General features: G+C 63.4%; 15 protein-coding genes. 12 read left to right on the top strand and 3 right to left on the bottom strand.

Translation table 11 applies throughout. The annotated features are described in order from the left end of the window. Positions 1-818 precede the first annotated feature (818 nt). Complete coding sequence (locus OSJ75_RS00745) at positions 819-959, top strand: hypothetical protein (RefSeq protein ID WP_250013149.1); 141 nt, start codon at positions 819-821, stop codon at positions 957-959. A 20-nt stretch (positions 960-979) separates the two neighbouring features. On the opposite strand, the gene OSJ75_RS00740 is transcribed toward OSJ75_RS00745, so the two are convergent. Then, entirely contained in the window at positions 980-1,150 is a 171-nt protein-coding gene (locus tag OSJ75_RS00740) for a hypothetical protein (RefSeq protein ID WP_250013147.1), read from the bottom strand. A 121-nt stretch (positions 1,151-1,271) separates the two neighbouring features. Here OSJ75_RS00740 and OSJ75_RS00735 point away from each other — a divergent pair, with 121 nt between their 5' ends. Together OSJ75_RS00735 and OSJ75_RS00730 are read left to right on the top strand one after the other, a co-directional pair. Then, complete coding sequence (locus tag OSJ75_RS00735; RefSeq protein ID WP_267226177.1) at positions 1,272-1,916, top strand: class I SAM-dependent methyltransferase; 645 nt, start codon at positions 1,272-1,274, stop codon at positions 1,914-1,916. 78 nt (positions 1,917-1,994) lie between these two features. Continuing rightward, entirely contained in the window at positions 1,995-2,594 is a 600-nt protein-coding gene (locus OSJ75_RS00730; RefSeq protein WP_267226175.1) for a hypothetical protein, read from the top strand. Positions 2,595-2,632: 38 nt separating this feature from the next. Here OSJ75_RS00730 and OSJ75_RS00725 read toward each other — a convergent pair whose 3' ends face one another. After that, positions 2,633-2,917 (bottom strand): HigA family addiction module antitoxin, encoded by a 285-nt coding sequence (locus tag OSJ75_RS00725; RefSeq protein WP_267226173.1) that lies wholly within the window; start codon positions 2,915-2,917, stop codon positions 2,633-2,635. 279 nt (positions 2,918-3,196) lie between these two features. Between OSJ75_RS00725 and OSJ75_RS00720 the strand changes: the two genes are divergently transcribed. The 9 genes from OSJ75_RS00720 (at position 3,197) to OSJ75_RS00685 (ending at position 11,279) form a co-directional block, all read left to right on the top strand. Further along, positions 3,197-4,078 carry a glycine betaine ABC transporter substrate-binding protein gene (locus OSJ75_RS00720; protein WP_250013139.1) on the top strand — a complete coding sequence of 294 codons (882 nt, stop codon included), beginning with the start codon at positions 3,197-3,199 and terminating at the stop codon, positions 4,076-4,078. A gap of 138 nt (positions 4,079-4,216) precedes the next feature. Beyond that, complete coding sequence (locus OSJ75_RS00715) at positions 4,217-4,834, top strand: ABC transporter permease (RefSeq protein ID WP_267226170.1); 618 nt, start codon at positions 4,217-4,219, stop codon at positions 4,832-4,834. A 2-nt stretch (positions 4,835-4,836) separates the two neighbouring features. Further along, entirely contained in the window at positions 4,837-5,478 is a 642-nt protein-coding gene (locus OSJ75_RS00710; RefSeq protein WP_267226169.1) for an ABC transporter permease, read from the top strand. Continuing rightward, a complete protein-coding gene (locus tag OSJ75_RS00705) occupies positions 5,475-6,407 on the top strand; it encodes an ABC transporter ATP-binding protein (protein WP_267226167.1) in 933 nt (310 codons plus the stop codon). The genes OSJ75_RS00710 and OSJ75_RS00705 overlap by 4 nt, the downstream gene beginning before the upstream one ends. Positions 6,408-6,427: 20 nt before the next feature. Beyond that, positions 6,428-7,450, top strand: coding sequence for an LLM class flavin-dependent oxidoreductase (locus OSJ75_RS00700; RefSeq protein ID WP_267226164.1), 1,023 nt, complete (start codon positions 6,428-6,430; stop codon positions 7,448-7,450). Continuing rightward, on the top strand, positions 7,450-8,772 hold the full coding sequence (locus tag OSJ75_RS00695) for an LLM class flavin-dependent oxidoreductase (RefSeq protein ID WP_416362510.1): 1,323 nt from the start codon (positions 7,450-7,452) through the stop codon (positions 8,770-8,772). The genes OSJ75_RS00700 and OSJ75_RS00695 overlap by 1 nt, the downstream gene beginning before the upstream one ends. Further along, on the top strand, positions 8,769-9,770 hold the full coding sequence (locus OSJ75_RS00690; RefSeq protein ID WP_267226157.1) for an ornithine cyclodeaminase family protein: 1,002 nt from the start codon (positions 8,769-8,771) through the stop codon (positions 9,768-9,770). Before OSJ75_RS00695 ends, OSJ75_RS00690 begins: the two co-directional genes overlap by 4 nt. Then, positions 9,767-10,150, top strand: a complete 384-nt coding sequence (locus tag OSJ75_RS22855) for an aromatic amino acid lyase (protein WP_323748366.1) — start codon at positions 9,767-9,769, stop codon at positions 10,148-10,150. The genes OSJ75_RS00690 and OSJ75_RS22855 overlap by 4 nt, the downstream gene beginning before the upstream one ends. After that, complete coding sequence (locus tag OSJ75_RS00685; protein WP_323748417.1) at positions 10,047-11,279, top strand: aromatic amino acid lyase; 1,233 nt, start codon at positions 10,047-10,049, stop codon at positions 11,277-11,279. The genes OSJ75_RS22855 and OSJ75_RS00685 overlap by 104 nt, the downstream gene beginning before the upstream one ends. 53 nt (positions 11,280-11,332) lie before the next feature. Here the strand turns inward: OSJ75_RS00685 and OSJ75_RS00680 are convergent, their stop codons facing one another. Then, a complete protein-coding gene (locus tag OSJ75_RS00680) occupies positions 11,333-11,668 on the bottom strand; it encodes a hypothetical protein (protein WP_250013127.1) in 336 nt (111 codons plus the stop codon). Positions 11,669-12,007: the final 339 nt, after the last annotated feature.

The following is a 12,007-nucleotide window of genomic DNA, read 5'->3' as shown; positions in this document are numbered from 1 at the left end:
CAGTAAAATGTGATGGGCGCGGCCCCGGCATAAATTGAAGCCATAGACCGAAATCGCTATAATCTCGTCCAAACGGTGAATGCGGGTACTTGTGCGCGCGGCGCCGGATGAAAAATCCCGATCTCAAAAAGCACAGCTGGCGGCAAGTCAGAGCATTTACGTAATGAGAACGCACTGGTTCACCAGTCACGCTCAGGAGGCGTCAATGATGCGACACACCAAACAGAACGGCGATATTTCCAATTGGATGACCTGCTCGATGATCCTCTTCGGCGCGGTTGCGGTAGCAGCCGTGGTCTTCGCCGTCTGAGGACGTCAGACAGTCGGGATCGAACAGGCAGTCGGGATCGAACCGGGCCGCCGCCCCGTGCACGACTGCGTAGTCCGGGCGTGGGCATCAAGCTGCGCGCGCAAGCCGTGCACTCCGCAAGCCCGCGCGCTACTTGTTCGCCGCGTGCATGCGCTTCAAGCCCCGCGCGCAAGCGCTTCAAGCCTCCTGCGCGGCTCTGTGGCCGTGCGCACAGCCGCGTAGCCCCGTTGTGCATGGCTGCGTAGTACTCGCGCACGGCTCCGCAAGCCCCGCACGTCCTGTTCACCGCGCGCATGCGTTTCATGCTCTGCACACGCGCATCAAACCTCATGCGTGGCTCCGCAAGCCCGCGCGTCCTGTTCACCGCGCGCAAGCGCTTCAAGCCCTGCGCGCAAGCGCCCCAAGTCGTCGCGCACGCGTTTTAACCCTCGCACATGCCCTTTCGGGTGCGTCCGGACGGAACAAATATGCCGCGCGCCATGTTCTTGACCTGAACAGGGAGATCGACATGCAGGGACGAGAGACCATCATCGCCATCATCGTCGTGCTGGTGATAGCCGGCGCGGCTGCCTTTTTCTATACCCGCAGCGCCGGCAACCAGGACAACCAGACCCAGCCTTCGCCGCACGCATTGGATCAGACGGAATAAACGATCAGACGGAATAAATCCTACCGGCTGCGCTCCAGCACCGACTTTCGCTGTTCGGCCTTGCCCAGCGCGGCCGATATGGTCTGCAGCATGTCGTCCCAGCCGGCCTCGCGCATCAGTTCGCGCAACGCTGCCAGCTCGCCGATCATATGTTCCAGAACCGCTATGGATTCCCCCTCGTTTGGTGCCATGCCGTTGCCCGTCTTTCTTGTTATTCTTCATGCAGTTTAAACAATTTTTTCCCTCGTGTATCTCAGTCCTTAGTCGTAGACATTTCTGCTGACGCGCACTCCAACCCAGGCTGAGCTGACGATGACGGATTTCCACGCCTTTATCCGCGACAGGCTGCCTCTGGCCGAGCTGGCCTCGCTTCCTCCGCTCGCCCTGCACAGGGCAAGCCCGGCCAGCGGATTGGGCAGGCTTCTTGATTCACTTGATGAAGAAAGCCAGCCGCCCTACTGGGCCTATGTCTGGGCCGGCGGCGCAGCACTGGCGCGATACGTTCTCGAACAGCCGGACAGCGTGCGCGACAAATCGGTCTTCGACCTCGGTTCCGGTTCCGGCCTCGTCGCCATCGCGGCGGCAAAGGCCGGAGCGCGGCAAAGCCAGGCTTCCGAAATCGATCCGCGCGGCGTCGCCGCCATCGGCTTGAACGCGGCTGCCAACAATGTCTCGATTTCGGTCACGCCCGGCGACGTCACGGATGCGGCGCCCCCGGTGGCCGACATCATCATGGCGGGCGACCTGTTCTACGATCCGGACGTCGCGAAACGGGTGCTGGCCTATCTCGACCGTTGCCTCGACGCCGGGCTCGATGTGCTCATCGGCGATCCGGGGCGGGCGTTCCTGCCCTTGCACCGGCTGCGCAAACTGGCGGAATATGACGTCACCGATTTCGGCCTTTTGAACGCCGAGACGGTGCGATCGGCGGTTTTCCGTCTCGAAGCCGTGGCCTGAGGGGTTTTCCCACGCTCCCGGCCGGCGCAAAATGGCGAAATATTGATTCGATGGCGCAGAGCGGATTGAGGTGAGAAAATGGAGACAAATCTGGTCAATCCGGCCTTTGCCCATGACCTTTTCGTGCATCTGCGCGTCATTGTCGGCATCGTGCTGGGACTGAGCCTGACGCGCCTCGTCAGCGGCCTCACCCAATTCGTGCAGCATCCCCACATCTACAAGGTCGATCTGCTGCATATCGGCTGGGTCGTCTACCTGCTGGTCTCCATCATACATTTCTGGTGGTTCGAATTTGCGCTGTCCGGAATCCAGGTCTGGACGTTCCAGAAATATGTGTTCCTGATCGGCTACGCCATGCTCTTCGTCTTTCTTTCGACGCTGCTCTTTCCCGAAAACATCAGGGAATATGGCACGCATGCCCAGTATTTCCAGGACCGGCGCCAGTGGTTCTACGCCATCCTCGCCGTTACCTTCATCATCGATCCGCTGGATACGATGATGAAGGGCCCGGCCTACATCCAGGCGCTCGGCGATGAATACTGGATAAAGCAGGCCATCTATGCGCTCTGCGCCATCATCGCCATATTCGTCGCCAGCAAGACCTACCAGGCGGTGTTTCTCGTCATCGGCCTCATCTATGAGATCGTCTGGATCATCCGCGTCTATGACGTGCTCTAGCTGCGAGCTTTCAGCCGCCTGGTTTAGGTCAGGAACAATCAGGCATCCTCAAGCGGCCTGATACTTGAGTAATCATGCGTGGCCTTTGCCTTCGACAGGTCGTGAGCAGCCTGCAAGTTCATCCAGAATTCAGCGCTGACCCCGAGCACCCTTTCGAGCCTTGCAGCCGTGTCGCCGGTCATGCCTCGTTCACCGAGTATCAGTTGCGTAATCCGGTTGGCGGGCACGTCCATCGCCTCGGCAAGCTTACGCGCACTGAGGTTCATCGGGATCATGAACTCATGTTTCAGCATTTCGCCGGGATGCGTAACAATTCTAGCCATGGTGCCACCGGTTGCCCTATCGTTCATACTACGTAACGCATAACGGCAGAATATAGAAGGGTGCGTTGCCCTGAGGGGTAGCCTGATCGCGGCCTCACGCAATCGTTGGATCGGCGCGGCGGATCTGCGGTTGCAATCGACCGATAAATAATTTCTACTTCCGGTGGATATATTGGCAAAACGTTCCAAGACGAAGCCACCAAGGTTGCTAGCATGCGAAATGGACAATGAAACCAGTGAGATAGAACTTCTGTTTCACATAAGCTTGCGGGACAAATCATGATCTTGAAAACCATCGCCACCGTCGGCATTGCCGTTCTCGCGGCGGCGACAGCGGCAACGGCAGGCCTTGCCCAGACGGTCAAAATCGGCAGCAAGAACTTCACCGAACAGTTCGTCGTTGCGGAAATCTACGCCCAGGCGCTGGAGAAGGCGGGCATCACCGTCGAGCGCCGCCTCAACCTGGGTGCAACCCTGATTGCACATTCCGCCCTCACCAGCGGCGATATCGATCTCTACCCCGAATATACGGGCACGGCGCTTGCGGCCGTGGTGAAGGGTGACCTTTCCGGCTCGGCCGACAAGATCTACAAGGACGTCAAGGATTACTACGAGAAGAACCTGCAGCTGACGCTGCTGCAGCCGACGGCGATCAACAATGGCTATGCCATAATCACGCTGCCGGAGACGGCGCAGAAATACAATCTGAAGACATTGTCCGATCTCGGCGGCCCCTCGAAGGAACTGTCGTTCGGCGCCGAAGGCGGCTTTGGCGAGCGCAAGGACGGCCTGCCTGGCCTCAAGCAGACCTATGGCATCGAGTTCAAGGATTTCCGCATCTTCGCCAAGCTCGGCATCCGCTACAGCGCGCTGACGAGCGGCAATATCGACGTTTCCTACGGCTTCAGCACCGACTGGCAGATCGCCGACAGCAAGCTCGTCGTCCTCGATGACGACAAGCATCTTTTCCCGCCCTATTACCTCGTTCCGGTGGTGAGGCAGGATACGCTGGCGAAGAACCCGAAGATCGCCGAAGTGCTCGACAAGGTGAGCCCGCTGCTGACCAACGAGATCATGCGCGATCTCAATGCGGCCGTGGAGCGCGACAAGAAGGAACCCAAGGACGTCGCGGCGGAGTTCCTGAAGGAAAAGGGCGTCTGAGCGGGCCTGCCTGAGCGGGCCTGACTGCCTGACGGGCCTCTGTCAGACTGCCTGACGGCGGCTGACCGAAGAGAATTGCAGCGGCGGAGATGAACGCATCTCCGCCGCCGCCACATGAAGAAATGCAGGAAGACTTGCTTGAACTGGGCTCCCAACAACATCCCCGAAATCCTCGCCGCCACCTGGCAGCACCTCGTGCTGTCCGTGTCCTCGGTGGCGATCGGGCTCGTCATCGCGCTCATTCTCGGCATCCTGTGCGCGCGCAACCAGAAGCTCTATGCCTTCGTGCTGACGATCACCGGCATCATCTTCGTCATACCGAGCCTCGCGCTCTTCGCCCTGCTCATTCCCTGGCTCGGCCTCGGCATGAAGCCGGCGCTCGTCGGCCTGTCGTCCTATTGCCTGCTGATCCTGTTGCGCAACGTCGTGACCGGCCTGCGCGGCGTGCCTGCCGAGGTGCTCGATGCCGCCGACGGGATGGGCTATAGCGCCCGGCAAAGGCTGCTGCACATCGAACTGCCGCTTGCCCTGCCCCTCATCGTTTCCGGCATCCGCATCGCGCTGGTGACCGTGATCGGCATCGCCACCGTCGCGGCCTTCATCGATGGCGGCGGCCTCGGCACCATCATCCTGATGGGCATCGACCAGGAATATCCCGAGAAGATCCTCGTCGGCGGCATATTGACGGCGCTGATGGCGACATTCTTCGACCTGCTGCTGAGCCAGGCCGAAAAGCGCATGATGCGGGGGCGCTGACCATGCTTGCCACCGCTTTCACCTGGATCGTCGAGCACCAGCCGGAGTTCTACCAGGCGCTGGGCCAGCATCTCGTCATGTCGGGCGTATCGCTGGCGATCGCGCTTGCCATAGGCCTGCCGCTGGCCGTCTTCATCGTCAATCGCAGCAATTTCGCGCTCGTCATCATCAATTCGGTCAATGCGCTGCGCACGGTCCCGAGCCTCGCCATCCTTGCGATCATGATGCCGCTGCTGGGCATCGGCCTATGGCCCTCCATCGTCGCGCTCACCATCCTCGCCCTGCCGCCGATCCTGCTCAACGCCTTTGTCGGGCTGCGCGATGTCGATCCCGACGCGGTGGAAGCCGCCGTCGGCATGGGCATGAGCCGCGGCCAGGTGCTGCGCAAGATCCGCATCCCGCTGGCTGCCCCCGCGATGTTCGCCGGCGCCCGCACGGCGGCTGTGCAGGTGCTGGCCGGCGCGACGCTGGCGCCCTTCATCGGCGGCGGCGGGCTCGGCGATTTCATTGCCGTCGGCATCAGCATGATGGACATGTCGCGCCTTCTCGTCGGTGCCGTGCCGATTGCGCTGCTGGCGCTCGCCACCGAATTCATCCTTGGCCTCGCCGAGCGGATATTTTTCTCAGAAAGAGCCACCGCATGATCACGATGGAACATGTTACCAAGCGCTATGCCGAGAGCGGGCTGGCGGCTGTCGACGATCTCTCGCTCATCGTGCCGGAAGGCAGCACGACCGCGCTGATCGGCCCGTCCGGCTGCGGCAAGACCACGACGATGCGCATGATCAACCGGCTGATCGAGCCGACCGAAGGCAAGATAATCGTCAATGGCGAGGATGTTACGCGGGTCGATCCTGTCGGCCTGCGCCGCCATATCGGCTATGTTATCCAGCAGGTCGGCCTGTTTCCGCACATGACGATCGCGCAGAACATCGCCGCCGTTCCGAAGCTCCTCGGCTGGGACGATGCCCGGATCAAGCGGCGAACCGAGGAATTGCTGGCGCTGGTCGGCCTCGATGCGCGGGAAATGCTCAAGCGCTATCCGCGCCAATTGTCCGGCGGGCAGCGCCAGAGAATAGGCGTGGCGCGCGCCCTCGCCGCCGATCCGCCGGTGCTGCTGATGGATGAGCCCTTCGGCGCCATCGACCCCATCGCCCGGACCCGGCTGCAGGACGAGTTCAAGCAGATATTGCAGCGGGTGCGCAAGACCGTGGTATTCGTGACCCACGATCTCGACGAGGCGATCCGGCTCGGCGATCGCATCGCCATCATGAAGGAAGGCAAGATCGTTCAGTATGATACGCCCGACACCATCCTCTCGCGCCCGGCAACGCCGTTCGTCGAGAATTTCGTCGGCATCGACCGCGCCATCAAGCGGCTTTCGCTGTTCAAGGTGGGCGAGGCCATGAGCGAAGGCCAGCCCGGCGCCGATGCCGCGACGGTCGGGATCGACAGCAACCTGCGCGATGCGCTGGCGCTGATGGTGGCGGCCAATAGCGACGTGCTCGGCGTCACCGATGGCGATGGCAGGGTGCAGGGCAAACTGACGCGCGAGGCGATTTTCGCGGTCTGACGGCAAGACTTGGAACAGCAATGTATATCGGATTGTCACTTTCGCCATTCGGGCATCATCCTTCGGCCTGGCGCCGGCACAGGGGCACGGGCGCGCTCGGCTTCCAAGCGCTCGCCGCGCAGGTGAAGCTGGCCGAGCAGGCCGCGCTGGATTTCGTCTTCCTGCCCGATCTCGCCGGCAAGCGCCCGCAGCGCGCGCTTCATCCCGAGGCGACACCCTTCGAACCGACGCTGCTGATCTCGGCGCTGGCGACCGTCACCCGCAAGATCGGGCTGGTCGGAACCGCACTCACGACGCAGCACGAGCCCTATAATCTGGCGCGCCGCTTCGCCTCGCTCGATCTCGTCAGCCATGGCCGCACGGGCTGGAACCTTGCCCCCGGCGACAATTCGGACCGGGCGGGCGAATATGTGCAGCTGGTGCAGGCGCTATGGCAAAGCTGGGATGCCGACGCCTTCCTCTACGACAAGCAGGGCGGCCGCTTCTTCGATCCGGCCAAGATGCACGTGCTGGATCACAAGGGCGAATCTTTCACCGTGCGCGGCCCGCTCAACGTCAATCCGTCGCCGCAGGGCGCGCCCGTGATCGCCGCCACCATTACCGGCGCGGCGCAATCGCCTGTCGCCGGCAAGGCCGAACTGATCCTTGTCGAGGCTGCCACCATGGATGAAATGGTCGTGATCGCCGACCGCCTGCGATCGTCCCGGAACGGGCCGGAGCCGAGGATATTCGCCAGCATCGCCCCTCATATCGCCGCGTCGATGGACGAAGCGGAGGTGCTTCGGCGCGAATTCCCGATGGAACTGCCTGAACTTGTCGGAACGCCGGAGACCATCGCCGACAGCATCGCCGGCTGGCAGGGAAATTTCGATGGCTTCCTCATCCATCCTCCGCTGGCGCCGGATGGCGTGCAGCTTGTCATGGACGGGCTCGTCCCGGCGCTGCGGCGACGCGGGCTGTTCCGGGATGGATACGAGGCCGATACGCTGCGCGGGCATCTCGGCCTTGCCGCGCCCGCAATACTGCCAGGCGGAACACGATGATGGGCGAACAGATGAAACTCGGCGCATTCCTCATGGCCGGCGGACACCACATCGCCGCATGGCGCCACCCTGCGGCCGTGGCCGATGCGGGAACCGATATCGACCATTTCATCGCCCTTGCGCGGATCGCCGAGGCGGCGAAATTCGACATGATCTTCGTCGAGGACGCCGCCGCGATCCGCGAGAAGGACCCCAACCTTGCCAGCCAGGCGGCGCGCTCCACGATGTTCGAGCCGCTCAGCCTCCTCGCCGCGCTCGCCGTGAACACGGCCCGTATCGGCCTCGTCGCCACCGCATCCACCACCTATAACGACCCCTATGGGCTGGCGCGCCAGTTCGCGGCGATCGACGGCCTCAGCGGCGGCCGGGCCGGCTGGAACCTCGTCACCTCCGCCAGCGAGCTCGAAGCCGCGAATTTCGTTTCGAGCGGGCTGCGGCCGCATGCGCAACGCTATGAACGGGCCGAGGAGTTCGCAGCCGCCGCGCTCGCCCTGTGGGACAGCGTCGGCGACCATGCCCATGTGCTCGACGGCGACACCTTCGCCGATGCGGCGGCGCTGATGCCGGTCGCGCATCAGGGCGTTCATTTCAGCGTCGATGGCATTCTCGAAAGCCGGCGGTCGGCGCAGGGCCGGCCCATCATGGTCCAGGCCGGCGCATCCGATGCCGGCAAGAATCTCGCAGCCCGCACGGCCGACGTCGTTTTCACCGCCGCGCAGACCATGCAGGAAGCGCAGGATTATTATGCCGACCTCAAGGGCCGCATGGCGCGCTTCGGCCGCCAGCCGGCCGATATCAAGATCCTGCCCGGGGTTTCGCCGATCGTTGCATCCAGCGAAAGCGAGGCCCGCGCCAAATATGAAGCGCTGCAGGAGCTCATCCCCGACGAGGTCGGCGTCGGCCTTCTCGCGAGCTATCTCAGCATCAAGGACCTGTCGCGATATCCGCTCGACGGGCCCCTGCCCGAAATGCCGCCGACGGACGGCATCCAGAGCCGCCAGCAATTGATCGTCGATCTCGGCCGGCGGGAAAACCTCTCCATCCGGCAATTGGCCCGCCACTTCGCCGGTGCGCGCGGCCATTGGCAGCTGGTGGGGACGCCGGCGCAGATCGCCGATGAACTCGAAGCGCGGTTCAGGGGCGGCGCGGCTGACGGTTTCAATGTCATGGCAGCGCATTTCCCGGATGGCCTGACCGATTTCACCGGGCTTGTGGTTCCGGAATTGCGGCGCCGCGGCCTGTTCCGCGACGAATATGAGGGCGCGACGCTGCGCGAAAACCTGGGGCTGAAAGCGCCCTTCACACCGCGGGAAGAATCATGAATCCGATCTATATCGACTATCTGAATGCCTTCGACATCGAGGCATTGGCGTTGAACGAAGCCGAGATACTCGCGGCCATCGAGACATCGCTTGGCGCGCAGGGACAAGGCAGGACCGTCATCGAGCCGCGCGTCCACCTGGAGCCGGACCCGGGTTTTCACGGGCATTTCAACGTGTTGCGCGGCTATGTTGCACCGCTGGATCTCGCCGGCGTCAAGATCGTCGGTGATTTCGTCGACAATTACAAACATGGCTATCCGTCGGAATTCGGCGTCTTGAACCTGTTCGATCCGCGCACCGGCGTGCCGCGCGCCATACTGGACGCGACGGTGATAACCGACATGCGCACCGGCGCCGTCACGGCCATCGGCGCGAAGCATCTGGCGCGCAAGGATTCGAAGATCCTCGGCCATATAGGCGCGCGCGGCACGGCCTATTGGAACGTCCGGCTGCTCGACCATCTCTTCGATTTCGACGAGATCCGCGTCCATTCCCGCCGTCCGGAAAGCCGGGAGGCCTTCGCGAAGAAGCTGTCGGACGACCTCGGCAAGGCGGTGATCGTGACCGACAACTGGCGCGACTGCGTCGATGGCGCGGATATCGTCGTCGAGGCGTCGCGCCTGCCCGAGCCGAAGCCCATGCTGATGACCGAATGGATCAAGCCCGGCGCATTCGTGGTTCCCTATGGCACGATGAGCGCGGTGGAACTCTCCCTGACCGATATCATGGACAAGCTGGTCGTCGACGACTGGGGCCAGTGCAAGGGCGGCAAGTTCGGCTCGCTGCGCGCCCATGTCGAGGCGGGCAAGCTCTCCGAAGCCACCTTGCATGCGGAACTCGGCCAGATCGTCGCCGGCCTCAAGCCCGGCCGCGAACAGGCCGGCGAAACCATCCTGTTCTGGCACCGGGGCCTGTCCTTGAGCGACATCGCCCTCGGTCATGCCATGCTCGAAAAGGCGAAGACGCTGGGGATCGGCCAGCGGCTGCGTTTCGCATGAGCGGGATCGTGCTTGGCGGCTCGCCCGTCTCCATCGCCGATATCGCGGCCATGGCCAGGGAGCATGCGCCGGTGGCGGCGGCCCCTGAGGTGGCGGAGCGTCTGGTTCGGGCCCGCGCCATCCTCGACGCGGCGGCGGCCGGCGGGCAGCCGATCTACGGCCTGAACACCGGCCTCGGCGCCAATATCGGCACCAGCGTCAGCGATGGCGCCGCGGGCTTCCAGCAACAGCTCGTCCGCGGCCGCGACATGGGCGTGGGCGCACCGCTGGCGCCGGATATCGCCCGCGCGGTCCTCGCGGCACGGCTTTCCATGCTTCGCCGCCGGTGGCTCCGGCATCTCGCCCCATCTGTTCGGCGACCTGCTGCGGGTCCTCAATAGCGGCCTGAACCCGCTCCTGCCGTCGATCGGCTCGATCGGTGCGGGCGATCTCGTGATATTGGCCGCCCTCGCCACCTGCCTGATCGGCGACGGCCGCGCCGAATGGAACGGCACGGTCTACCCTTCCCGGCAGGCGATGCAGCTGGCCGGGCTGGAGCCGATCGTTCTCGGCCCGAAGGACGGGCTGTCGCTCATCAACGCCTCCGCCTTGTCGGCCGGGCATGGCGCGCTGGTCCTCGCCGATGCGCGGGCGCTGCTGGCGCACCAGCGCGCGGCGGCGGCCTTGAGCTTCGAGGCGATGGGCGGCAATCCCGCCATCTTGACGCCGGCGATCCAGCAGGCCCGGCCCGCCGCCGGACAGGTCGAGGAAGCCGAACTGCTGCGCGGCATGATCGACGGTTCGGCGCTCCATGGCCGCCGCCCGGCGCTGCAGGATCCGCTCAGCCTGCGCTGCATCCCGTCCATCCATGGCGCCCTGAGCGCAGCGCTGGCAACGGCCATTGCCGCCGTCGAGACCGAATTGAACGCCGCCGGCGACAATCCCCTGGTGCTGGTCGAGGAGGAACGCGTGCTTTCCACCGGCAATTTCCACACGCCGGCCATGGCGCTGGCCTTCGAAACGCTGGGGCTCGCCATCGCCCAGGCGGCGCTTGCCGGCGCTGCCCGCTTCATCCAGCTGACGGGTCGGGCGCGCAACGGCCTGCCGAAATATCTCTCCCCGGTCGGTGGCGCCTCTGCCGGTTTCGTGCCCCTGCAGAAGACCGTCACCGCCCTGACAGGCGCCATCCGCCACAAGGCAAACCCGGTGATGCTGGATTTCCTCGCCGTTTCCGAAGGCGTGGAGGACCACGCCACGCAAACGCCTTTGGCGGTTTCAAAATGTGCGGAAATGCTGGTCCTGTGGCGGCAGCTCATCGCCTGCGAGATGCTGGCGGCGGCGCAGGCGGTGGATCTGCAGCCGGATCACCATTGCGGCAAGGGTACGCGGCGCGTCCATGAATTCGTCCGCTCGGTGAGCGCGGCGCTCGGCGAGGACCGGCCGCTTGGCCCGGAAGTCGCGGCGCTCGGTGATGCACTCGCTTTCCATCGCATCGCCGACGATCGCGTCGCCAAAGATCGCTTCGACTGAAAAAGGCGGCCCTTGCGGACCGCCTTTCCATGGTTCTGCCCCCGTCGGGAAGATTATCCGAGACGGAAGATCGCGAGCGGATACCAGTAGCCATCACGGTGGCGGCGATAGCCGCGACGATATTCGCGATGGCCGCGATGGCCCCGCCAATAGCCACGACGATCGCGGCGATTGTCATAGCGATGCCTGCGGTCATGACGATCCCAGCGATCGCGCCGGTCGCGGCGATGCTCGTAGCGCCGCTTGTCACGATGCTGCACCTGGACGACATTGGTCGCCGCCGGCACGTTCGGGTTTGCGACGGGAGCCGCAAAAGACGAACTCAGGGACGTCAGCCCCAGGAAGAGTGCAAGAAGTCCTGCCGCACAAAACGAAATCAGATTCTTCAATTTTAGCTCCTATCAACTTTGTACAACCACAACTGCTCCCTAATTTGCCAATGGTCAATAAAGAAGCGCACAACACCCGCCGACATCTCCCTGCAATCAATCCACTTCCCTCTTGCTGAGCATGAGGGAGGCTGGTGATTTGCATGGGGGGTGGATTTAATACGGAAAATCCGCACCACGCCCGCGAAATCGCGTCTGGTCATTGAAATGGGGGGAGACGGGCGGTCTTCAGCGCGTCAGTATGGTATCAGGGTCGAGGTCCGAAGACCGCCCGCGACGTCTTTGCCTGCCATTGCTGCGCTTGTCAGACGCAACAACCCGGAAAACGAAGCGCCACCC

Source organism: Phyllobacterium sp. 0TCS1.6A (assembly GCF_026420825.1).
Classification (GTDB): Bacteria; Pseudomonadota; Alphaproteobacteria; order Rhizobiales; family Rhizobiaceae; genus Phyllobacterium.
This window is presented reverse-complemented; position numbering and strand designations above follow the sequence as displayed.

What these genes read in the sequence shown, in the direction of transcription:
- OSJ75_RS00720 (WP_250013139.1), top strand. Translation starts at nt 3,197, where the DNA reads ATGATCTTGAAAACCATCGCCACCGTCGGCATTGCCGTTCTCGCGGCG.
- OSJ75_RS00695 (WP_416362510.1), top strand. Translation starts at nt 7,450, where the DNA reads ATGGGCGAACAGATGAAACTCGGCGCATTCCTCATGGCCGGCGGACAC.
- OSJ75_RS00725 (WP_267226173.1), bottom strand. Translation starts at nt 2,917, where the DNA reads ATGGCTAGAATTGTTACGCATCCCGGCGAAATGCTGAAACATGAGTTC.
- OSJ75_RS00745 (WP_250013149.1), top strand. Translation starts at nt 819, where the DNA reads ATGCAGGGACGAGAGACCATCATCGCCATCATCGTCGTGCTGGTGATA.
- OSJ75_RS22855 (WP_323748366.1), top strand. Translation starts at nt 9,767, where the DNA reads ATGAGCGGGATCGTGCTTGGCGGCTCGCCCGTCTCCATCGCCGATATC.
- OSJ75_RS00740 (WP_250013147.1), bottom strand. Translation starts at nt 1,150, where the DNA reads ATGGCACCAAACGAGGGGGAATCCATAGCGGTTCTGGAACATATGATC.
- OSJ75_RS00690 (WP_267226157.1), top strand. Translation starts at nt 8,769, where the DNA reads ATGAATCCGATCTATATCGACTATCTGAATGCCTTCGACATCGAGGCA.
- OSJ75_RS00705 (WP_267226167.1), top strand. Translation starts at nt 5,475, where the DNA reads ATGATCACGATGGAACATGTTACCAAGCGCTATGCCGAGAGCGGGCTG.
- OSJ75_RS00735 (WP_267226177.1), top strand. Translation starts at nt 1,272, where the DNA reads ATGACGGATTTCCACGCCTTTATCCGCGACAGGCTGCCTCTGGCCGAG.
- OSJ75_RS00700 (WP_267226164.1), top strand. Translation starts at nt 6,428, where the DNA reads ATGTATATCGGATTGTCACTTTCGCCATTCGGGCATCATCCTTCGGCC.
- OSJ75_RS00730 (WP_267226175.1), top strand. Translation starts at nt 1,995, where the DNA reads ATGGAGACAAATCTGGTCAATCCGGCCTTTGCCCATGACCTTTTCGTG.
- OSJ75_RS00710 (WP_267226169.1), top strand. Translation starts at nt 4,837, where the DNA reads ATGCTTGCCACCGCTTTCACCTGGATCGTCGAGCACCAGCCGGAGTTC.